This is a genomic window from Mycobacterium shunyiense (assembly GCF_058270075.1).
On the sequence record NZ_JBZDPU010000011.1, the window covers coordinates 74,787 to 95,488 of the forward strand.

Consider the following 20,702-nt stretch of genomic DNA (forward strand, 5'->3'; position numbering starts at 1 on the left):
CGTTGGCCATAAAAGGGGGGAAGCGGCGAGGAGAGTGAGTGTGAGCAGCAGCCAGCCGGATCGAGTCCACGACGAAGACGACGACGATATCGACCCCCGCCGCACCCGGTCCCGCAATCGCTTATTGGACGCCGCGGCCGCGCTGCTCAGCACCGGTGGTGTCGAGGCCGTCACCGTCGAGGCGGTCACCAAAGCCTCCAAGGTGGCCCGAACCACCCTCTACCGCCACTTCGGCAGTTCGTCGCACTTGTTGGCGGCCACCTTCGAACGGCTGCTACCCCAAGTCACCCCGCCGGCACCGGCCGGCGGGACTGTGCGCGAACGCCTCATCGAACTGCTCACCCGTCAGGCGGCGCTGTTCGCCGACGCCCCGCTACACGTCACCATGCTGGCCTGGCTGTCCCTCGGGCCGACCGCAACCACCGACCACACCGGCGGTGAACACGCGGCCGGCACGCTGCGCGCACGCGTCGTCGACCAATACCGACAACCCTTCGACGCCATCCTGCAAAGCGCAGAAGCCCGCGCCGAACTCGACGACTTCGACGTGAACCTCGCGTTGTGTCAACTCATCGGGCCGCTCGCCTTCGCCCGGATGACCGGACTGCACACCATGACCCCCGACGACACCACCCGCATCGTCGACGACTTCCTCACCGCTCATCAGCGCAAAACCACCCCCACCGCACCCACACCGCCCGGCGACAACGGTGTGCCGGTCACCGCCGACTAACGCCGGTCCGCCGCCGGTTCAGCGACCAACCGATCGGCAGACACCGACACGCCCTGGAAAGATCTCCCCACCACAGCCCGCCGGGCCAAATCTTGTCGATGACCTGGCAATCGGGCCGACGGGCACGGGCGGGCACTCACGAGTTGGCCAGGAGGCCGGGAAGGCCTCCGTCACGGCGGGCCAGGCCGTGACCGCAGCACACCTCGGGGGGCGTACCGGGCTCAGGGGGTCTGTTCGTGCAGGGTGTCGAGTTGGCCGTAGAGCAGCTCGATGGTTGATTGTTGTTCTGCGACGGTGGCTTTGAGTGCGGCGATCTCTTTGTCTTTGGCGGCGAGTTTGTGGCGCAGCGCGGCGTGGATGCTGGTTTCGCGGCCAGTCGATGCCGGTTGTCGGTCGGTATGCCGGCCGCGGTATTGCTCGATGACGGTCACCAGGTCGTCGTGTTTGTAGATGGTTTTGCGGGACACCTTGGCGCGGCGGGACACGGTGGAGAAGTTGATGGTGGCGTTGGTCTTGCGCAGGTGGGCGATCGCCTTCTCGATGTCGCGGCGCTTCTCATCGCTGCGGGCCCGGCGGTATTGGTCCAGCGCATCGAGTGCCTTCTGGGTGGGCGGTGGCGGCTTGGGTCGGCTCATCGCGGCGTGTCCGGGTCGGCCTTGCGCAGCACGGATTCGTGGCTTCCCCGGGTCGCGGTGCGCATGGTGGGTGCCCGGTTGGCGGTACCGGCTCCCGCGACACTGGTCGCGCTGCCATCGGTCACGTCGTCGCGGCGGAACCGGTCGAGGATGGCATCCAGCGAGGCGATTTCGCGGCGACGCTCGTGGATCCACACGTTGTCGTCGGTGAGCTCGCGCCCGGTGCGGGCACGGTACTGCTCGCGGCGGATGTCGATCAGCTTGAGGGTCTTGGCGCGTTGGTCGACCAGTTCGTCGAGGTGGGTGGCATCGGTGGCGAAATGCCCACAGGACAAGCAGGCGTTGCCCTTGTCGCAGCTGGCCACCGGCGGCAGCAGACATACCCCGTTGGGCAGCACCCGGTCGGTACGCGCCGAGAGCTGGGTCATGTCGTAGATGTCAGACGGGCTGATGGCGATGTCGGTGCCATGAGCGCCGATCTTTTTGTGCCGCAGGAACTCCGCTTCGGCCGTCGCTTGCAGGGTCGCCGCGTAACGCAGGGTCATCGCCGGCGAGGCGTGCCCGAGGTAGCGCTGCACCACATGGATGGGCACCCCGTCGTTGAGCAGCTCGGTGGCCCGGGTGTGGCGCAGCCGGTGAGTCTGGGAGAACCGCAGCGGATGGCCGGCGGTGTCGGTGAGGCCGTGGATGGTGTCGAGCCGATTGAGGATCCGGCTGTAGGAGTCATAGCTGCGTGGTCGTTGACCCTGGTGCTGATAGCGCACCCCCAGGAACAGGTATTTCGGGTCCAAATGCGGGTAGCGCGCCCGGATCCAGTCTTGTTGTTCGCTGATCACGTTGACCACGGCCTGCTCGACCAGGATGGTGGGCACCACCCCGTCGACTTTGGTCTGCTGGTAGCGCAGTTTGGCCACGAACCCGTCGGGATCGTCGGTGGCTCCGGCGGGGCGGTCGTGGCCCGGGATCGGTTGCAGTGGCTCGAAGTCGAGCATCAGAATCTCTGAGGCCCGGCGCCCGGTCAACGCTTGCAGCAGCCAGATCCGGGCCGCTTGCGGATCGCCGAGACCGGACACGACCGAGATGGTGGAATCGGGGTGGGTGATGACCACCGGTTTGCCCGCGTCGGCGGCCAGCACGTCGAGATAGCACAGCATCCGCTGCAGTTCGGCGGTCGAAAACCAGGTCAGCTCCCGGCCGCCGCTGCGGCGTCGGCTGCGAAACGCCGCACCCCACAACCGGGTATGGGTGTCGGTCAACCGGCTCCAGCGAGGATCCCCGGTCGCCGCGGCGGCTTCCTCGGCATGGTCCACCATGAACGTGTAGAACATCTGGATCTTGGACTGGACGACCGCGATCGTCGCAGCCGACAGCGGACGCTCCGGTTTGGCCCGCGCGGCCGGTGATTTGAGGTACTCGGTGAACTCGGTGAACAACAGCCGCAGCGCCGCCCGGTCGGTGCTGATCACCGGATCATCGATCCCACGTTCAGCCAAGAACGGGCCCAGGTGGCGGGTGATGCCGCGGGTGCGGCCGATCACCGACGACCAGCGCAGCAGTTCAGCCGTCAAACAGGTGCGCAGCCAGAACCGCACCCCTTCACGCAGCCAGGCCGGTTCGATCCCGCCGAGACGGGCAACCTGGTCGTGGCAGGGTTCGTGCTCACGCTGCGGGATTCTGGGATCAGCGTCTAGATCCCAGATGTCATGAGACCACCATGACCGGTCGGTGCAGCGGACCGACACATACAGGTGCAGGTGCTCGATGAAACTGGCCACGTTGCGCCGAAACCCAGCCGAGGGCAGCCGACCGGTGCGGCGCTCGAACTCGCGCACCCCGTGGCGCACGATGGCCTCGGCGCTCAGATCAGCAATACTGGCCGGGTGACGCCGGTGCCGTTGGTGGTAGTCGGTGGCGGCGATACTGAGTGCGCCGCTGGTCCATTTCAGCAGCGACGGTTCGATCTTGCGACATTCTTCGTGTCCGCACAGCCACACCCACCACGCGAGCTCGTCGCAGAACCGTTGCGGCACACCGTGTGGGGTGAAGTCGTGGCCGTCCGGGGTGGGCCGGTAGCGCGGGTTGTGCTGGAAGACCGTATTGGCCGGGGCGGTATCCAGGTGATAGACCAGGTTGCGCCAGTGCGCGGGTACCTGTTGCCACTGCTGCGTCCACCGATCCTCGCCGCCACGATGGGTGGGCGCTGTGTGTGCCGGTGCAGGACTGTCATTGGCCGTCACGGTTCACCTTCCACCCGGCGACATAGTTCTTCCATTCGGCCAGCGTGCGCATCTGCGCGTCGGCGGTCACCCAGCCGTAGGTCGACAACGTGGTCTGCACGTCGGCGTGCCCGAGACGGCGCATCACCACATGCACATCCACCCCGGCCAGCAACAGCGCGGTGGCGTGGGTGTGGCGCAGCCAGTGCGGCGTCCACTGCTCAGGCAGCACATCGGCGCGGCGGGCGGTGATCAGATCGACCTTGTCGTAGAGGGTTTCCGGTCGCAGCGGGGCGTAGCGCACGCCGCGCACCAGGTTGACGAACACGAAACACGACGCCAGGTCGCCGACCGCGATATCCGCGCCGGCGGCCACCAGCTGCCACACATACTCGGTGTAGAGGGCGACCAGATCGTCGCCGATGTAGATCCGGCGCGGGCCCGATTTCGCGCGCACCCCGTGCGGATGATCATCACGGCCCGCCACCAGTATCGACGGGGTACCACCACCGGCGATATCAAAGTCATGGTGGCGCAACGACAACGCTTCACCGATGCGCATGCCGGTTTCGGCCAGCACCGCGAGAAACAACCGATCACGCAGCCCCGCCCCGCCGCCCGACCATTCACCCGAGACTGTCTGGACACTGCACGCATCCAAGATCGCGTTGACCTGCACGGGCAGCAGCACCGGTGTTTCAGCGCGCTGCAGCCCGCGCAGCCGGTGAATCGGCCCGTCCTGTTCGCGTCTCGGGCCGACCCCGGCCAGAAACGGTGCATAGCGGCCCCGCCGGGACGTCCGAGCATGACTGGCGTACAACCGCCGGTAGGGGCGCACCAGGTCATGGGCATCGGCGAAATACCGGTACATCGACAACACCGCCGCGCTGCGCGGCAGCAGCGACGACTCGGCCAATCTCTGCTTTGGTTCACCGATACGGGCCACCCCGGGCAGATCCCCGGTACGCAGATAGGCCAGGAACTGGCCGAACAGACTGGTGGGGAAATCATCCCACGCCGTACCGGTACCTTCCAGCACCGTCCACCACGCCGCCAGCCCATAGGCATAGGCGCGCAACGTGTTCGGCGAGCTCCCTTGGTTACGCAGAAACGTCAGGTACTCGCGCGCCGGGGCCACGGGCAATTTGTCGGCGCCGACCACCGTGTAGGTGGGTGGTCGGTCCACAAAACGCACCCGCTGCACCTGTGCCACAGTCAGTAGCACCCCACCATATTCACGATGGCCTGCCGTTGCGGAAATCGTCCAACCGGATCACCTGGGAGCCACCGGCAGCGGGTGGGGCCGGGGTGCGGCCATGGCCGACACTGGCCGCGACCGGCCTATGCTCGGCCGCCGGCGCCGGTCGCTGCGTGGCCAAAAACCAATCCAGCACATCAGCGGGATAGATCATCGATTCCCGGGCGCTCAGCATCCGCACCGACGCGCCGCCGTAACAGCGCTCCACCCACTTGCGCAGCAGCCGCGGCCGCTCCGGGACGCGGTCGGCCCACCCCGGTTCCGTCATACCCCACGTATGCCCGGTGGCCGGGTTGATCCGCGAATGCAGCTGGGTGGTCAACATTTTCGCCCGGTCCGGCGCGATCAGCCCCGAATCCCGCAGATGCATGATCAACGACCCCAACGACAGGCCCCACTTGTCTTTGAGCGGACGCAGATTCAACAGCGACAACACCCGCGGCAACTCACCGGCGATAACCCCTGCCGGGGCCAACAACTCGGTCGCGAACCGGTTGGCCTCCAACTCATCGGCGGCACTGACCGAGCAATAGGCGTGACTGTGCAACACCAAATGACCGAGCTCATGGGCGACCGTGAACCGGGTCCGCTCCCACGAGTCGCTATCCCGTAGCACCAACAATGGGCGGTCCCGCAACCGGCCCACCCAACTGGAATACCCCAAATGCCGCTCATCACGAGAGCGCCCACCGGTCGCGGCGAACTCGCTTTCCCAATCACCGGCGACCCGGCGCCGGACAATCACCGGAGCGCCCAGCCGCTCGGCCTCATACATCAAATCATCAAGCGGCTCATCGGGTTCCAGGCCCATCGCCTCACGCAGACGCGACGCGGCCACCGGAATCGAACTGTGCGCCAACTCATCCGGACTGACCGTCGGAACCTTCACCGGAGGCAGCTTCGATCGGCCGTCGAGCTCACCGAGGAAATCGCCAGCCAACGACGCGAACGTCGCCAAAAACTCCTGCTCACCCACCGTCATCGACTTCGGCGCCCGAAACAACAACTCGTTCGCGCTGATCCGCGTCTGCGGCTCCGAGCTGAAAAACGCTGCAGGAAACCGGAACAACCCCGCCATCCGCGCAACATCGCCGTCGTTGAGCCGCACCGTCGGCGACTTCTCAATCTGGGACTGTCGCGACGTACTCCAGCCTGTGGCCGCCACCACCGACCGCGCCGTCATCCGCCTCAACAACCGGGCCTGCCGGACCCGTGCACCAAAAACCTCAATCATCGTGCGCTCAATTCAACGTCACCGGGTTGGGAAACCCACATGCACCCAACACTGTGCACGACGGCTACGACGATTTCGGCGGACCGCCCTCCTCGTCCTGCTCGCTCGCAGCGTCCTCGTCGACGTCGACGAAGTCGTCGTCGCGGCGCCGAGTCCCCAACGACCCATCCCGACCGACCTCGCCGAGACCAACGTTGAACGAGCGGTCCTCCATGATCGGCGGGGGCAACGGCGTCCGGCCGTACAAAACCTCCACATTGTCGAGCAGCAGCCCCGCCGCCAGCACCGCACCACCGAAAAACCCGCGACCGTCCGGCCACCACAACAGATATTCCCGATACGCCTGGGGCTCGGCGATACCCTCCTGCCCGCCGATCGGGTGACCCAACACCTCCTCGATGCTGTACTGCTCCCCACCCGGCACAAACGGCACAGTGTCGATCAGCTGACCAGTCCGCCGGTTTCGCGGATGCTTGCGCACATAAATCCGTGAGCCCTTCTCGTCGACAAGAAGAACCCCCATCCCGTTGCCCGCCTTGACTTTTAGAGTCGAGTTGGGAGTCTGCCGCCGCAACCGCGACATCAGAAACGTTTCCAAAACCGAGCACGACACCGTGATCGGTCGGACATGGCTGCCCTGATCGATAAAACGATCCGGGACTTCCGGATGTCGCGCAGCCAGATCGCCGTGCGCCTCGCCCAAAACCTGGGCGTGCTGGCGAACGAGTTCCTCCACGAGCCGCTGAGGATCGTCGTGTAGCTCCATGGGGTAAACATTTACCCCGGTTTCCCACACTCCACGTCGCGCCACGCCGCCGGCAGTCGGCGAAATTTTGGCTGCCCATGACCTAATAGGTTACATGTGTGCGCAGGTTAAATAGCAGTTCAACACACCTTTATGACCACATTTGAGAATTTGACCCCTGATAAGAGCAGAGATCACTCACTCGCAGGAGCGAACATCGCCAGCATAATCTCCAAGTACTTCGCGGCGGCGGTCGGATCGCTCCAGTCCGCGCCCTCGTTGGCGGCCAGCTTCTGGGCGTTGACCATCAGTGCATTCGCCACCAGCGGCAGATTCTCTGGTTTGGCTGCGTCGGTGCCCTCGAAGTGCGTCGCGATCGTGACCAACTGAGCAGGGGTGGCCGGCACCGCAACAAATTCGGGCTCAGGTTTGGCTGAATCGACTGGAATTAATGGGATTTCGCGATCTCGGACGATGTCGTTGAGGAAGACCTGGCCGTCTCGTTCACCGACCATCGACCCGTAACGCGAAAAGGCGGTTTGTTTGCTAACACCGAGCGCTTTGCCGACCGCGGTCCAACTTGCACCGTCGCGGCGGGCGACTGCGACCAGGGCCCGCACATAGTTGTCGATGACATGCCGGGCACCGGTGAACAGGGTGATTACATCGAGGCTGGTCTGGCGCGGCGATAACTCGGGGTGGGCACCGATGTAGCCGGCCGCCACAAAGATCAGCCAGTTGGCGTCCTCGAGGCTTAGGTGTCTGCCGACATCGGTTGCGGCGTCCGAAAGTGGCGTGCGGGGTTCGGGGTAGCTGGTCGCTGTCATGGTTTCAGCGTACACGTAAACGTCTGACGTATCGGACGCTCGTCTGAAGTATTTGACGGTTGGTCGGCCAGAGCCCCCGTAGCGCTCACCGACCGTGGCTGAAGTCGTGGCTCCGGTTGGTGTCATGGCTGCGCTGGCTCAGGTAGTTGTCCAGCCACTGGCGATCCTCCTCGCTCAACGAGTCGGCTTCACGCTCGGTGTTGATGCTGTCGACGCCGCATGAATCTGCTTGGCCGTTGAGGCTGAACCCTTCCCGCAGGTAGTACCGAGCGGCAACAACTTCGCGGTCGGTGGCCGCGGGGTCGAGCAGTGTGGTCGCCGCGGAATCAATTGCCGACTGTGCGTATTGATGGCAGTGCATCGCGTCGCCGGCTGCCTCGGCGTCGCGGGCAGCGCTGATATCGGTACGCGCTTCGTCGAGAGCTTCGGCGGACGTGGGGTCGATCACGGCACGCTCCTCTTCGTTCACAACGCGGCCACCGGGCGGTGACTCATTAGTGTTTACGTATTGAGTCTATTGCTTTTTTCTGTCAGAATCGAGCGATAGTAGGCGCGGCGAATGCGTAGCCCGGGCACTGTGGGCCACCTAGTCGCTCAAGGGGGTGTGGCGTGGCAATCGATCAGGGTGGCAACCTAATTGCGACCACGGACATACCGCTGCGGATCCACCGCGCAGCCCCAGCCTTCAGAATCTCGCCTCTGAATTCAGGCGATCGCGCGAACAGTGGCCTGGCCTACGCCCGACCGACGCCCGCGGAGACGGCGTCAGGCCTGGGCGGCGCCCTCAGCGTGGTGGACAGGGCCCCTGAATCCACCCAACGTCGTCCGGCCGCTCGTCGTTCACTTAGGGAGACAACAACCATGGGGAAAGTACGAACACCGCTGCCCGAGGCGTTGTGGCGGCTCCGATGGCCCTGGAAGTGCGCAGCGGATGTGACAGACCCTGAAATGCATTACTGGCTCAGGCGCGTCGAGGCATCCTGTCAACTGCAGCCCCCGTTGTCCTTGGACTTGCTGCGCGCCGCCAAGATCGAGCTGCGTGCCCTTGATTCGCACAGGTCGCGATCCGACCGCCTAGCCACCCAGTTCTTCGTCTCCATGGCACTTTTCGCGTTGATCTGGTGGCTGATAGGGCAAGCACTTCTGATCGGTGCGCTTCCCGGCATTCCGCTCATCGCCCAGCACGCAGCACTCACGTTCCTCATCACGGCCCAGGGCTTTTTCGCCAACGTGCGACCATGGATCACCGATCACTTCGCGCACCGAACCGTTCTTGCCCGCGATCGTCTCAACCGTTGGCTCGTGCCGGCGTTTCCTGATCTGGGGCCTGCCCAAACCTGTGACTCCCGCGAACTAGCGGCAGGTCCGCAATGAACCGCCGCGCCCGGGCCGACATCGAGCAATTCCGCGACCAAATCCTCGCCGAATTACGTGACGCGCCCCGGCCTCTGTCCACTCGTGAACTCGCCGACCGATTGTTGGGGCCGAGCAATCACCACATCTGTCTTCCTCCGGGCGTGGGCGCGGCCATTGGCGATCGGGTTAAGGGTCAAACCATCGTCGAATGCCGCGGGATCGACCTGTTCGGGAATGTCGTCTACGTTGTGGCCGCACCTGCACCGTGCGCGGGTATCTATCCACACCTGCGGGCGCTGGAGGCCTTGGGCACCATCATTCGCCTCGACAGTGAGCAGGGCGATCGAACCGCCTACTGGGCATTTCTCGGCAACATCGGCGAGGACGACGAACGACAGTCAGCTCAATTGGAAGCGCTGTGGGAACTGCCGGCTGTCGAACGCTCGCCACGACCGGAAAGGCGCTGATAGGAATGGCTTTCAACAACACCGGATACGCAGTGAGGTTGTTCGAACAAGTCCGCCAGCGGTACGCACACCAACGCCACGAACTGAACCGGTGGAGCGTCCGTCGTAGGCTCGGCAACGATCCGACACAACACGTCCATACACCTAGCGAGTCCCTCGGCATCGCTCAGGCGCTGCTCGATCATCTGCCGCGCCAGAGCGGGGATGCCCACCAGCTGTGGACGTGTCTAGCCGTTCAGCCGTTGGCGCAGCTTCTCTACGCGGCAACACGACAGCGCGGCGAGAGCAACGGCATGGACTGGGTGGCGACCGCGCTCGTCGGCACCAAAGCGGCAGAGACGGCGCCGGGTTGGCGCCAGGCGGCCAATATTTGGAGCCAGGGCACGGCGCTTCCCGAACGTTTGCTGCCGCTCGCCAATTTGGCACCACGCCAGCGAAACTCGATCACCGAGATGATGCACTCGGCGATCGCTCCATGGCTGCACAGTTGCAAGGGGGATCTGGCATGAACACCGCCGTCTGCACGCTGCGCTCACCCGCAGCAACCGATCCGCGCCGCTGCGTTCAGACCCGGGACAGCTCAAAGCGTGCATTGATGACCAGCGATGGGGTTGAGATCGCGGTGACCGACTACCGTCCCTCGGGCCCGATCGGCCACACCGTTGTCCTACTGCACGGCCTGTGCCTGTCACGTCGGTCCTGGTACCTGACGTATCGACGGTTGTGTCAACCAGGTGTGCGGGTCATCGCGTACGACCATCGCGGGCACGGCCAATCCAGCAGTGCGGCACTGGCGACGTATACCCCACAGAGGCTGGGCCAGGACCTCGCTGAACTTCTCACCGCGTTGAATGTGGTTGGGCCACTGACCATTGCTGGCCACAGCATGGGGGGCATGTCGGCCTTAAGCTATCTGGCGCGATCGCTCAACGATCAGCCCGTGCGTCCGAACGCACTTGTGCTCGTGGGAACATCGGCTGGCGGGCTCACCGAATGCGGTCTGGGCCGCCTCCTAGATGCTCCCGGGTTGGGTGCCTTGATCGAGGTAGCCACCCACGCGCCTCGGGCGCTGGGTGAGCGCGCTGTACGTGCACTGGCCCAGCCGCTGTGCAGCCTTGTCACCCGCGACGCGTCGGTGACCAAGTCGCTCGCCGATGCGTTAGGCCGCACGCCGATGAGGACTTCGCTTGGCTTCTTGCAAGCGCTGAAGGTTTTCGACCAACGCACGATTCTGCCGTCGATATCGGCGAGAACGACCGTGATTAGCGGCGGAAGAGACATCCTCACCCCGCCGGCACATTCCGAACATATGGCAGCACTCATTCCCAATGCCACTCATCTGCATCTGCCCGACGCCGGGCACATGCTGCTTCAGGAGGCTGCCGGCATTGTCACCGGTGCAATCCTTCGCACCATCACCGATGCGGAATCGATCGGAGCACCTGCATGAGGGCACACACTTGTCGGCACGACCGCGGGACTGTCGGTGAGGCCGGGTTGGGACCGATTGCTGTGGGGCGACGTCCATCTGATGTGGCGGTCGCCACTCCCGGTCCTTGGCCGTGTGGATACTGCCGCATCGATTCGCTCGCTGAGGTGGGCTGTCGATGCCCAGCCTGCGGTCGCAACAAAGCGCCTGCATGGTGGAAGATCTGCAGGCCGACACCGGTGAGAACGGCCAGCTCCGACGCTATCCACCGATCGCAACCGGCCGGGCTAGGCCGGTTGGGACGCGCGCGGCGCCATGCCACCGCCATCGCCTTGGTCGCGATCTTCACAGCGGGACTGGGTTTGTCGGCGGTTCTTGCCGTCAGGAGCGCAGTGGGAGCTAACGAGGCACACCCGCGCCACCAACTCGAAGTGAACGCGTCTGCACAAGAAGGCAACTCACCGGATCCGGTGTCACACGAAGATGAAAAGGGGAAGAGCCGATGACCGATCAAGGATTGACACCTGTGTCGGGGCCTACACGGATCCTGATCACGGCGCAGCCGGCGGCCGGCAGGGCTTGGGCCCTCAAGCGCCTCATGCCGGTCAGATGGCGGTTCGAATGGCCGCTCGACGTGCAGCCACACGTCGACGCTTGGCCGTGGCCGACGTGGCGGGGCAAGGCCACCGCAGGCGTCGCTGAGTGCGCAATGGATGCCTTGGCCGTCCGGATTGCCAAGTCGTTTCACGAATCACCGGCACCGACGGCGCTGTCACAGCAGTCGCGTATCGGCCAGACACGGCCGCCGGGTCCGCACAGGAACTCGAAGGGCCGCGCACCGATCAACTGCCCGAGCGGGTCTCCGATTGCCTCGTTGAGGCACATCGTGGCCGAGGGACGTGGCTTAGGTCTCCAACTGATACCAGCACGTGATACCAGCACGTGCCGGTCTGGCCGCGCGAGAAAAGCTACGAGCGCGTCTATCTCAGGCTGCGAAATCGTGATGGCCAGGCTGACACGCGCGACGACCATCGCCCGACCAACCACAGACCTGGAGCAGCACATCGAGTCGGGAGAGCCGACGCGATGACGACCACAGTATCGAGCCCGTTCTATGTCGACGGCGACCTGGTTGATGATGTGCACACTCCGGAGGCTCAGCAGGTTCTTGGTCGCGCGAGAGCTGCGCGACTGCGGCCATTGTGCATGTGTCAGTCCCAAGGCGTGGAAATGTATATTGCCGCCGCCGGTGGTCAGCTCATAGTCAAGCGGATGCCCGGAACGGCGGCCGCACATGACTATCGGTGCCGCTCTTGGCTTCCTCCCGAAGAACTTTCGGGCTACGGAGCCGTTGCTGAGAAATCTATCGTCGACAACCCTGGCGATGGCACAACGGCGCTCAGGCTGGGCTTTTCACTGTCGAAGTCCGGCAATCGTTCAGCCCCAGAACCCTCGGGCTCACCATCGAGCACAATCCAGACCAACGGCAACAAATTGTCCCTTCGTGCGGTCTTGCACTACCTGTGGGACGAAGCGGAACTGACGACCTGGCACGCGGCCTTTACAGGACATCGCTCATGGGCAGTTGTCTACCAGCGGCTGCGGGCCGCCGTGGACGGCAAGCTTGTGCGCAAGAACCCGCTCGGACCGTCTCTGTTTGTGCCCGAGCCGTTCTCGATCGACCGGAAGTCTGAGATCGAGCAGCGTCGGATTAGGGCATGGGCTCCAGCTCGTCATCAGCCGGGGAAAGCCGCGAAACTGTTGATCGGCGTGGGTGAGGTGAAAGGTATCGAGCCGGCGAGTCACGGGTTCAAGGTTCAGATCAGGCACCAGCCCGGGCACCCCTGGTTCCTGGATGCGGACCTGCATCGCAAGCTCACCAAGCGGTTCGCCACCGAGCTTGAGCTGTGGCAGATGGCCGATGAGGGAGATGTCCGGCTGTTAGCGATCTGCACCTTCTCTGTCTCACGGGCTGGCTATGCCGACGTCGAAGAGTTGTCGCTGATGACAACTGATCGCAACTGGTTGCCGTTCACCGGCGACGCTGACCGTGCGCTGCTGAACGTTGCGATCGAGGATCAGCGTTCCTTCCGGAAGGTGTTGTCGTACAACGGCAGCTGCACCCCGATGGCTTCCCTGGTCTTCACCGACACCGCTCCGGCCATCGCAGCGTTCATCGACCGGCCTACCGGAGAGGCCGAAGGTGACGACTCGATAGCCGGCCTGCCGGTATGGAACTGGAACACCGACGCAGACATGCCAGATCTGCCATCACCGCTCTAACTCAAGACACATCTCACCAGCCGAAAGGAGACGTGGCGTTTCCTCCCGCTGCTTAAAGCAGGGGTTTCCACGCCACAACCAACCGATGAACGAACTGATCAGCACTGTTGTCGAGTCCCGGACGTGGGCGATAGCCGGACTCGCATTGGTGATTCTTCTCGCTCTAGCCGTATGCGCCGCCCTGCACCGCCGCGCCTCCGAGTTGGACATGCGCAGCCAAGAACAGCAGTTCGAGCACAACGAAAGCGAGGGTTCACGATGACCGAGCCAGTGTTCCTTCTACTTGTGACATTCACCGCGTTAGCCGTGATCGGATCCGCGCTGATTATCGGGTCTGTGCACGTGTATCGCCGCGCATGGCCCAAGCGAGGAAGACAGGCTTGGGCGCCGGCCGCGGCTGTGGGTGTGGCGGCGGGCCTGTGGGCGAAGTTGATCATCGACGCTGCACCGTGGGTCCTGGAGGACCTTGGCACCGCTGACAGTGCTTACCATCCGACGAAAGTGATGACCGGCGGTCTCGATTACTACATCGCCAGCTTGAAGTGGGCACTGGTTGCTGTCACCTTGTGCCTGTTCGCTGCGGCGGCAGCTGGTGCGTTCATTGGTCTTCACCGCGGCCTTGAGGCCCTGCACGTGTGGCTGTCTGGCTACCAGACTCAACACGACGAAGAGGTCAAGCTGACACGGGCCGCCAGGATGAGGATGACGTGGAGGGTCGGGCGCGCTGAAGAACGCTTCGCGCGCACACTTGTCAAGCTCGTCGGACCGGCAAGCCGCAAACGACGCGGAGCCGTACTGTGGAAGACTCTGCCCGAACAGCCGGGAACTGACGTCCGCGCCACCTCGTTTTCGGTATCGCCTGGCCTGGCCTACTACTCGATCAGCGATGAGGCGGTCGAGGCGTTCACCGATAACGCTCTGCTCCGTAGCGAGATACAGCACGTCGACTACCTTGCAACCGAGGATGATTCGGAGTTCATTGTTCAGTGGAACTGCGACTTCCTGGCCCGTCCTTTCGTTCCCGCTAAGGACACATCAACCGGGATCCTGTCTTTCGGTCTGCAGCCTCGGGAACGGCTTCGGCGGTCGGCGGGTGCCGTGGCACTCGTCGTCGTGCTCGCAGTTGCCGTGGCAGCTGCGTGGGGCCTCACAGTTGACACTGGTGCGTCAACCGCGGCGCACACCGTGACCGCTGCTGCACCCCAGGCGATCACTGACGCCAAGGTCGTTCCTGGCGCGGGGCGCCCGCACAGCCGTGTTCTGCGGCCAGCCAGTACTAGCGGTGAGGCCTGCTCGCTTCGGCGCGACCATCCTGCGACTGCCCATGATCCCTGCGACCATGCTGGCCGCGACGGGAGTCGTTATGTTTTCGACTTCGACGATGTGAAGGCGGTCACGGCGGTGATCGTGAATCCTGCGGCGCTCCAGTCGGGCCGTGTGGTCCGCGAGGTGATCTGGCGCTTCAACGGGGACCCTGAGCACGGGTATCCAGCATCCGAACAAATCCAACTGGTGGAGCCGGTCGCCGGAAGGGTTCTGCTGCTGCTCAACCGTCCTGCTGGACTGCGCGCTTCGCGAGTAACTGCAATTATCAGTGACACTCGGCCCGGCGCCGACGGCGACCAGCGCGGGCGAGAGATCGGCGATACACCATTCGAGGTGGTGGGCCACGAGGTCGACTCGCTTGACGCGGTTGAATCTGTCGGCCCCGAGCCGGTCGGCCGACAGGCGGCTCCCCGGTGATCACCCACACATTCAAGCCCATCGACTGGCACCCCCGGGCCGCCCGGTTCGCTGGCCTGACGCACACGTGGGTTGGCGGGTGGCACGCAGGTGGGGTCGAACAGATCGTTTCTGCGGTTCGCCGTGAGGGATGGGATTGCCTGGTAATCGAGAGCACGTCTAACGGTCCGATCACGCCAGCCGCTCGCGACAAGGTTCGTGCAAGCGGGGCAACTGTCGTTGATCTCCTTGATTCGCAACAACTCGCTGCGGTCCTCGCTGCTGTCGAGAATAGGCTGTGGGACAGTCTGCGCCCGCCTCCGGCCGGTGGTTGGCTGCGAAAACGCTTCGCCAGGCTTCGGCGGTTCTCCAAGGCGTCGTCTAGATTCCGGCCACTGCTGCTGTTGGTCGGCGACGGCGACCACATCAACCACGACGTGATCCAGAAAGCCGCCTACCTCGGTCGTGCGGCAAACGTGCACCTTGGCATCGATACGCGCGCCCGGGCGCGGACCTCAGTAGATTTCGACGGCTGCATCGGCGGCTGCTCTGGCCTTTCGGTTGGCGGCCGCGAAGCCACTGTGACGAGACCACACGACAAGTAACCCGCGCGGTGACCCGTCTGCATCACCGCGGCGGGCTTGACGCGTCGGTTACGACCGCGACACGTGCGCACCACACTGCACCATTCTTCGAGAGGACGCTGTGATGTACAAAAAGCCAGCCACACCGTATTGCGGGTTTCTGACGAAGAAAGTGGACGGTGTCAAGCGACTGTATGTGCCCAGATCAGCTGCGCACGTGTTGATTTCAGCGCCAACCGAGACGGGAAAGACGAGGCGCTTGCTGGCGCCGGCGGCAGCTCTGTGGGGCGGGCCAGCGGTGATCGTGTCATCGAAAGACGATCTGATGCAGCTCGTGATGGAGTTGCGATTCGGACCTGTCGGGCTGATCGACATGCGGCCGGTGACAGCACCGGTGTATCCCGAGGGTGTTCGTCCCTTCACCTACGACCCTACGGTGTCGATCAAGACGCCGATGGAAGCCCAGACTGTCGCTGAGAACATCATGCAGATGGCGACGGTCGGCCTGGGGTCGGGGGCTGATCAAGTGTCTGATGGTGGTATTTGGGAATCGCAGGCGGCGGGCCCGCTGGCTGCATTCCTTTACGCGGCGTCTCCCGCGGTCTCACGCGACGGGGTTGGCCTGGGCATGAACTGGGTGCTTCGGGCGGTGGACAACATTGATCCCGAGAAGCGCAACGAGCCGGGGTGGGCGCAGGCTGCTGCGCTGTGCCACCGGTACGAGACTCTGGCGTTGAGCATGATGCGCACGCTGGAAATGGAACCACGACAGCGTGATTCGATCGCCATCACGATGCGCAAAGCGATCACACCGTGGCTTCGCACCTCCCTGGCCGCTGCCAGCGCACTCAACGACAGCGAACAGCCGACCCTGTTCAGTCCGGACAACTTCGATTCGGAGTTCCTCGACGACCCTCATGCCACATTGTTCATACTGGCCCCCGCCGATGGAACGGTGGCCGGCGCGGCAGTGACTTTGTTGGAGTCGCTTGTGCGGCGATGGCGAGACAAAACCGCATCGCGGGAGCAGATGCACCGGTTGTTGATGGTCGTCGACGAGCTGCCCAACACCGCGCCGATTCCGTCGTTGAGGCGGATTGTGGGGGAGGGACGTGGTTTAGGTATCAATCTGATGGCCGCGGTTCAGGCGTCATGCCAGCTGGACACCGTGTACGGGGAGGTCTATGCCAACGAGTTGCGGGCGATCTTCCCGGCCACGGTCATCATGTATGGCGCCCGCGAGATCGAGCTGCTACAGGCCGGCGAGGACTGGTCTTTGTTCACCAACCGGCGACCTGAATCGTTCAGCCAGGCCGACGGTCACAAAAGCCTCAATAGCGAGCTGGGCCCGGGACTGCGGTGGCAGGAGTTGTTGCCGACGAGCCCTGAGACCGCACGCCTATTGATTAGGGGCGATGTGGGAAAAATGGTTGAGATTCCTGACTTTTCGGTGTTCAAGAAGCGCTACGACGCCGCAGCCAAGGCACGCTTACAACGGTCGTCGCAGCGCCAGCAGACCTTGGCCGATGCCGGGGCGGGTGGTCGGGCTCCATCATTCAGAGCACGCTTGCGATCACTGCGCCAATGATCCAGGCGCTGCCGATCGCACACGCCGCCAGGCCGGCAAGGACCAGGCCGACTGGCTGATCCGACTGGGTGATCTGGAACGGCGCGATCGCGGCCTCATCGGTGTCGTCCTCAGTAAGGAAGATGTGTGGCGCGGTCAGATCGTCAGGCCCCAGAGGCAAGTCGAGATCGACGGGCACCGGTGGAGGGGTTTGCGGCCACCATTCGGTCGACCCGTCGACGGCGATCCACCCGTTGAGAATGCCGTAGACGCCGGCGATCGCAAATGCGGCAGGGATTTGGGCGATGAAGTACGGCGCGAAGACGGTCGCTGTGAAACTTCCGTCGGGCGTGTAGAGGAGCACGGTGAGCAAGCCGACGCCAAAGGCTGTCCACAGGAGCGCGGGGATCGGATAGGCCCGCAGACGATCAGGGATGAACGACAGTAGATGCCCGTACAGCAGCCTGCCCACCGGCCACCCGATGGGCGCCAGTACGGCGGTGGTCCAAACGATGACCCACTCTGCCCAACCCTCGAATGTCGTGGGACGGCGAGTCAGAAGCGGATGAACGACGTTGTCGTCAGAGGCGCTCGGTCTAGCTCCCGCTAAAACTCGGTTGCGCCAACGGATTTGGCGGTTGAGTAATTCGGCGCGGCGCTTCTGCATCGGGAAGATCCCTTGATGGTCTGCGATCCACTCTCTGCGCAGATCGTCGAACCGATCAGGCGCCACCTTATTGCCTAGCATCTGTTCACCTATTGCTCTTGCTGCTTCGTTCTGACAGAATCAGCGCTTATGAGGGCGAGCGTAGCGGTTGCAGGTGCTTTTGTCTGCTGCATGCTGGCGATGCCGAACGGAGTGTCCGCACTCGCATCGCTAGCCGGCGGAATCATACTGTTATCACCGGCACTTGTGCTGGTGGCGCTGCTAGTCGCTTTCTCTCGCCGGACCTCGAAGTCGGCTGCGGGGCAGTCGCCGTACGGGGCAACAAGGGCAACCGGGGTGAGTCAATGCGTGAACACCACTGTCCCCCCTAGGGGTGTTTACGCATGGCCGCACGCTCCGGTGTGGCCGGTGGTGTCGACGGGCTTGGTCGGCCCGTGGACACCACCGGCCCGAACAACTGTGGACAGCGCCCCGGCGGGCCGGGCCGCTTTGCATCAGCGCAGATATCCAAGCGGTGCGCTGCAGCAGCGCATCAATTCACATCGAGGGGGATTCTGATGACCTTGAACGACCACGTTTCCGATGAGGACTGGCTGGCTCAGGTAAACGCCGAGTACGACACGCAACAATCGGGCGTCGAAACCGCCTCGGACATGGGCGAATTGCAGCCACACGACCTTGATGATCTCGGGCCCGATGCTGAGCTGTCTGCCAACACCGCTGCCGAGGTGACGTTGGGAGACAGCGCCACCGATGTCGCGCACAGCGAAGCATCGCCGAAGCGCTTTGATCACAAGGTTGCAGCGGGGTTCGGGGGCCTGGCGGCTGCCGGGGTCGTGGTGGCGTTGGTGGCCGGTGTGATGTTCTACTCCGGCGGTCCTGAACAGCAGGCCGCTCCTCGGGACACGGTGGCAGACCCTGCCGCAGTAGCGGTTGCCAAGCCGGTGCCTCCGCCGCGTCCCTCGGCTGACTCCGATCGCTCCATCCCGTACAACGCTGACGCTAGAGGGTCCTGCGGGGTCGGGTCCACGTCGGCTCAGACCATGGCCGGCAGTGACCCGCGCCAGGCATTTGTGTGCGTACGAGGTGGCGCCGATGGACAGGTGATCACGTTGGACCTGTCGAAAACATATGTGATCACCGCTATCAAGATCACTCCAGGCTGGGTCGGCAAGGACGCCAGTGACGTATCGCAGTGGGCTCAGCATCGGGTGGTCTCCACTGTCCAGTACACCTTCAACGACGTTGACCGCACGCCAATTACTCAGGAGACGGGCAACGTACACGGCGAAGCGGTCGTGAAAATCAAGCGCGCGGACGGCGCGCGCGGTGTCGTGGCCTCCAACATCACGATGCTGATCCGACAGACATCGCGGCCCCCGGCTCAGCCCGAACCAGCGGCGGGACCGAATCCCGGAAGTAACGGGGGTGGACTTTTGCCCGGTGTGTTTGGGCCGGCCTCACCCAGCGGGGCTGCTGTGCCCACGTCGAACCCGTTTGCCCTGGGCAACTCTTCGGCCAACAGCGATCCGGTCGACGCCAAGTTCGCCATCAGCCGCCTCGAAGTGATCGGGCACGAGCCGAACTAAAAGAGACATCAATCAGTCAGGGGGACAGATGTTTGCACGGTCACAGTCACGGACATCGCGGCCGGACACGGCAATCAACGGAGCGGCAGCGGGTGGTGGCTCATGAGGATCAACACCGCGTGGCGAAATCGGTTCTCGAAGACGGGAACGGCAGGAAGCCGTGTGGGTGTCTACATCGTGGTCGGCCTGGCAGCGCTGTCGGGTTTGAATGTGCTGTGGCAGATGCTGTTTAGCTCGCCACCGGATCCGGTGACACCGGCTCGATCGGTGGTCAACAAGGCTGCCGTCGTTGGTTCGTTTGCCCAGGACTGCGTGTCAGTGTGGCTCACCGCGACCACGCAAGATTCGACGAGCTTGGCCCAGTGCTTCTCGCTGCCAAGCGACGTCTTGAAGCTTCCGCCGACTCCTGGCGTGGTGATCACGACACCGACGGTCGTGGCGGTGACGTTCGAGGGTACGGCCGGCAAGGCCCACGACAGCGAGGTGTACTCCGTGGTGGTCGGGGTCACTGAACGCGCGTACGAGTCAGCGCCGCCGATGCGTGCGTTGTACCGACTTCCAGTGTTGTGGAGCAGGTTTGGACCGCGTGCGGCCAGCCTGCCGGCGCGCGTGAGCGGTCCTGGACAGGGCGCTGATCTTCCCTTGGCCTATCCCACGACGTTGGCGGCCTCTGACTCCGCGTTTCAGGTGGTTTCCGGTTTCATCACGGCGTACTTGACGGGCCAAGGCGGAGTGGAACGCTACGTCACCTCTGATTCGATGTTGGTCGGCTTGGGCCCTGTCTATGAGACAGCGACCGTGACGATGCTTACCGCAGTGTCCGCCGTGCCGGCAACGCCAGCTGACGGTCAAAGCGTGCGGGTTCTAGCCCAGGTGGATGCCGTCACGAGCCAGTACACGCCCGCTCACCTGGTGTACCCGCTCACCTTGAGAGGGCTAGGTGGTCGGTGGTCGGTAGCAGCGATCGATGCCGCACCCGCGGTGTCCACCGCGGACGACCCGGTTCCCGTTGTAGGGGCGACCGCCCCGAACTAGCTGCCACGCGAACTTGCGCAGAAGTGAACGACAACCACTCCTAACCGACACTGAGAGGAAATACGAACAATGATCGAAACCACGCTCGCAGCAGCAGACTTGGTCACCGCAATCCCTGCATTCTGGGAAGACCTAAAGATTCCCCTATCGATCCTGGTGCTTGCCGCTGGCGTGGTCGGCGCCATCGTGAGCTTCCACAAGGGATTCGGCTCTGCCGCCGGAAAGCTCATCGGCGGCATCGCGATGTCGGCGGTCGTCCTCGCGGCCGTCGGTTTGACCTACTCAGTCAAAACCACCATGGACAAGCACTGCAATGGATGCTCGGTTGGTCAGTACGGCCGCTAGAGCTCTCATC

22 protein-coding genes are annotated in these 20,702 nt (G+C 63.8%); 14 read left to right on the plus strand and 8 right to left on the minus strand.

All coding sequences use genetic code 11. The annotated features are described in order from the left end of the window. Positions 1–40: 40 nt before the first annotated feature. On the plus strand, positions 41–733 hold the full coding sequence (locus AC4ELH_RS09320; RefSeq protein ID WP_064867400.1) for a TetR/AcrR family transcriptional regulator: 693 nt from the start codon (positions 41–43) through the stop codon (positions 731–733). Positions 734–954: 221 nt separating this feature from the next. Here the strand turns inward: AC4ELH_RS09320 and AC4ELH_RS09325 are convergent, their stop codons facing one another. The 5 genes from AC4ELH_RS09325 to AC4ELH_RS09345 all read right to left on the minus strand — a co-directional run bounded on the left by AC4ELH_RS09325 (position 955) and on the right by AC4ELH_RS09345 (position 6,599). Then, the gene (locus AC4ELH_RS09325; protein ID WP_064867402.1) at positions 955–1,368 is read right to left on the minus strand and encodes a DUF6262 family protein; all 414 of its coding nucleotides are present in this window, start codon (positions 1,366–1,368) and stop codon (positions 955–957) included. Then, positions 1,365–3,605 carry a tyrosine-type recombinase/integrase gene (locus AC4ELH_RS09330; RefSeq protein ID WP_083209307.1) on the minus strand — a complete coding sequence of 747 codons (2,241 nt, stop codon included), beginning with the start codon at positions 3,603–3,605 and terminating at the stop codon, positions 1,365–1,367. Before AC4ELH_RS09330 ends, AC4ELH_RS09325 begins: the two co-directional genes overlap by 4 nt. Continuing rightward, complete coding sequence (locus AC4ELH_RS09335; RefSeq protein ID WP_064867386.1) at positions 3,592–4,797, minus strand: tyrosine-type recombinase/integrase; 1,206 nt, start codon at positions 4,795–4,797, stop codon at positions 3,592–3,594. The genes AC4ELH_RS09330 and AC4ELH_RS09335 overlap by 14 nt, the downstream gene beginning before the upstream one ends. A 22-nt stretch (positions 4,798–4,819) precedes the next feature. Continuing rightward, entirely contained in the window at positions 4,820–6,076 is a 1,257-nt protein-coding gene (locus AC4ELH_RS09340) for a helix-turn-helix domain-containing protein (protein WP_083209306.1), read from the minus strand. Positions 6,077–6,140: 64 nt separating this feature from the next. Further along, positions 6,141–6,599 carry a hypothetical protein gene (locus tag AC4ELH_RS09345; protein ID WP_064964392.1) on the minus strand — a complete coding sequence of 153 codons (459 nt, stop codon included), beginning with the start codon at positions 6,597–6,599 and terminating at the stop codon, positions 6,141–6,143. Positions 6,600–6,704: 105 nt separating this feature from the next. Between AC4ELH_RS09345 and AC4ELH_RS09350 the strand changes: the two genes are divergently transcribed. Beyond that, on the plus strand, positions 6,705–6,836 hold the full coding sequence (locus tag AC4ELH_RS09350) for a hypothetical protein (protein ID WP_255376478.1): 132 nt from the start codon (positions 6,705–6,707) through the stop codon (positions 6,834–6,836). A gap of 179 nt (positions 6,837–7,015) precedes the next feature. Here the strand turns inward: AC4ELH_RS09350 and AC4ELH_RS09355 are convergent, their stop codons facing one another. After that, on the minus strand, positions 7,016–7,648 hold the full coding sequence (locus AC4ELH_RS09355) for a hypothetical protein (protein WP_409552728.1): 633 nt from the start codon (positions 7,646–7,648) through the stop codon (positions 7,016–7,018). Positions 7,649–7,733: 85 nt separating this feature from the next. Beyond that, a complete protein-coding gene (locus AC4ELH_RS09360) occupies positions 7,734–8,096 on the minus strand; it encodes a hypothetical protein (RefSeq protein ID WP_409552729.1) in 363 nt (120 codons plus the stop codon). Positions 8,097–8,257: 161 nt separating this feature from the next. On the opposite strand from AC4ELH_RS09360, the gene AC4ELH_RS09365 reads away from it, so the two are divergent. The 9 genes from AC4ELH_RS09365 (at position 8,258) to AC4ELH_RS09405 (ending at position 17,077) form a co-directional block, all read left to right on the plus strand. Next, positions 8,258–9,022 (plus strand): hypothetical protein, encoded by a 765-nt coding sequence (locus AC4ELH_RS09365; protein ID WP_409552730.1) that lies wholly within the window; start codon positions 8,258–8,260, stop codon positions 9,020–9,022. Next, positions 9,019–9,471: a hypothetical protein gene (locus AC4ELH_RS09370; RefSeq protein WP_409552731.1), complete on the plus strand. Its 453-nt coding sequence runs from the start codon at positions 9,019–9,021 to the stop codon at positions 9,469–9,471. The genes AC4ELH_RS09365 and AC4ELH_RS09370 overlap by 4 nt, the downstream gene beginning before the upstream one ends. Before the next feature lie 38 nt (positions 9,472–9,509). Beyond that, complete coding sequence (locus tag AC4ELH_RS09375) at positions 9,510–9,980, plus strand: hypothetical protein (protein WP_498884207.1); 471 nt, start codon at positions 9,510–9,512, stop codon at positions 9,978–9,980. Continuing rightward, positions 9,977–10,921 (plus strand): alpha/beta fold hydrolase, encoded by a 945-nt coding sequence (locus AC4ELH_RS09380; RefSeq protein WP_409552733.1) that lies wholly within the window; start codon positions 9,977–9,979, stop codon positions 10,919–10,921. Before AC4ELH_RS09375 ends, AC4ELH_RS09380 begins: the two co-directional genes overlap by 4 nt. A gap of 1,065 nt (positions 10,922–11,986) precedes the next feature. Beyond that, the gene (locus tag AC4ELH_RS09385) at positions 11,987–13,183 is read left to right on the plus strand and encodes a DUF1173 family protein (protein WP_409552734.1); all 1,197 of its coding nucleotides are present in this window, start codon (positions 11,987–11,989) and stop codon (positions 13,181–13,183) included. An 85-nt stretch (positions 13,184–13,268) separates the two neighbouring features. Then, entirely contained in the window at positions 13,269–13,445 is a 177-nt protein-coding gene (locus AC4ELH_RS09390) for a hypothetical protein (RefSeq protein ID WP_409552735.1), read from the plus strand. A gap of 23 nt (positions 13,446–13,468) precedes the next feature. Next, positions 13,469–14,926: a hypothetical protein gene (locus tag AC4ELH_RS09395; protein WP_498884210.1), complete on the plus strand. Its 1,458-nt coding sequence runs from the start codon at positions 13,469–13,471 to the stop codon at positions 14,924–14,926. Further along, on the plus strand, positions 14,923–15,510 hold the full coding sequence (locus tag AC4ELH_RS09400; protein WP_409552737.1) for a hypothetical protein: 588 nt from the start codon (positions 14,923–14,925) through the stop codon (positions 15,508–15,510). The genes AC4ELH_RS09395 and AC4ELH_RS09400 overlap by 4 nt, the downstream gene beginning before the upstream one ends. Positions 15,511–15,613: 103 nt before the next feature. Next, a complete protein-coding gene (locus AC4ELH_RS09405; RefSeq protein ID WP_409552738.1) occupies positions 15,614–17,077 on the plus strand; it encodes a type IV secretory system conjugative DNA transfer family protein in 1,464 nt (487 codons plus the stop codon). Here the strand turns inward: AC4ELH_RS09405 and AC4ELH_RS09410 are convergent. After that, entirely contained in the window at positions 17,046–17,804 is a 759-nt protein-coding gene (locus tag AC4ELH_RS09410; protein WP_454231451.1) for a hypothetical protein, read from the minus strand. The genes AC4ELH_RS09405 and AC4ELH_RS09410 overlap by 32 nt on opposite strands. Positions 17,805–18,280: 476 nt before the next feature. Between AC4ELH_RS09410 and AC4ELH_RS09415 the strand changes: the two genes are divergently transcribed. The 3 genes from AC4ELH_RS09415 to AC4ELH_RS09425 all read left to right on the plus strand — a co-directional run bounded on the left by AC4ELH_RS09415 (position 18,281) and on the right by AC4ELH_RS09425 (position 20,692). Beyond that, a complete protein-coding gene (locus AC4ELH_RS09415) occupies positions 18,281–19,312 on the plus strand; it encodes a hypothetical protein (RefSeq protein WP_410341830.1) in 1,032 nt (343 codons plus the stop codon). A 102-nt stretch (positions 19,313–19,414) separates the two neighbouring features. Continuing rightward, positions 19,415–20,347 (plus strand): conjugal transfer protein, encoded by a 933-nt coding sequence (locus tag AC4ELH_RS09420; RefSeq protein ID WP_498884213.1) that lies wholly within the window; start codon positions 19,415–19,417, stop codon positions 20,345–20,347. Between the two features lie 69 nt (positions 20,348–20,416). After that, entirely contained in the window at positions 20,417–20,692 is a 276-nt protein-coding gene (locus AC4ELH_RS09425) for a hypothetical protein (protein ID WP_409552742.1), read from the plus strand. Positions 20,693–20,702 lie beyond the last annotated feature (10 nt).

Bases quoted from the DNA above. Each gene is read 5' to 3' on its own strand.
- AC4ELH_RS09325 (WP_064867402.1), bottom strand. From the start codon at position 1,368: ATGAGCCGACCCAAGCCGCCACCGCCCACCCAGAAGGCACTCGATGCG.
- AC4ELH_RS09340 (WP_083209306.1), bottom strand. From the start codon at position 6,076: ATGATTGAGGTTTTTGGTGCACGGGTCCGGCAGGCCCGGTTGTTGAGG.
- AC4ELH_RS09345 (WP_064964392.1), bottom strand. From the start codon at position 6,599: ATGGGGGTTCTTCTTGTCGACGAGAAGGGCTCACGGATTTATGTGCGC.
- AC4ELH_RS09350 (WP_255376478.1), top strand. From the start codon at position 6,705: ATGGCTGCCCTGATCGATAAAACGATCCGGGACTTCCGGATGTCGCGC.
- AC4ELH_RS09355 (WP_409552728.1), bottom strand. From the start codon at position 7,648: ATGACAGCGACCAGCTACCCCGAACCCCGCACGCCACTTTCGGACGCC.
- AC4ELH_RS09370 (WP_409552731.1), top strand. From the start codon at position 9,019: ATGAACCGCCGCGCCCGGGCCGACATCGAGCAATTCCGCGACCAAATC.
- AC4ELH_RS09380 (WP_409552733.1), top strand. From the start codon at position 9,977: ATGAACACCGCCGTCTGCACGCTGCGCTCACCCGCAGCAACCGATCCG.
- AC4ELH_RS09385 (WP_409552734.1), top strand. From the start codon at position 11,987: ATGACGACCACAGTATCGAGCCCGTTCTATGTCGACGGCGACCTGGTT.
- AC4ELH_RS09390 (WP_409552735.1), top strand. From the start codon at position 13,269: ATGAACGAACTGATCAGCACTGTTGTCGAGTCCCGGACGTGGGCGATA.
- AC4ELH_RS09405 (WP_409552738.1), top strand. From the start codon at position 15,614: ATGTACAAAAAGCCAGCCACACCGTATTGCGGGTTTCTGACGAAGAAA.
- AC4ELH_RS09410 (WP_454231451.1), bottom strand. From the start codon at position 17,804: ATGCTAGGCAATAAGGTGGCGCCTGATCGGTTCGACGATCTGCGCAGA.
- AC4ELH_RS09415 (WP_410341830.1), top strand. From the start codon at position 18,281: ATGACCTTGAACGACCACGTTTCCGATGAGGACTGGCTGGCTCAGGTA.
- AC4ELH_RS09420 (WP_498884213.1), top strand. From the start codon at position 19,415: ATGAGGATCAACACCGCGTGGCGAAATCGGTTCTCGAAGACGGGAACG.
- AC4ELH_RS09425 (WP_409552742.1), top strand. From the start codon at position 20,417: ATGATCGAAACCACGCTCGCAGCAGCAGACTTGGTCACCGCAATCCCT.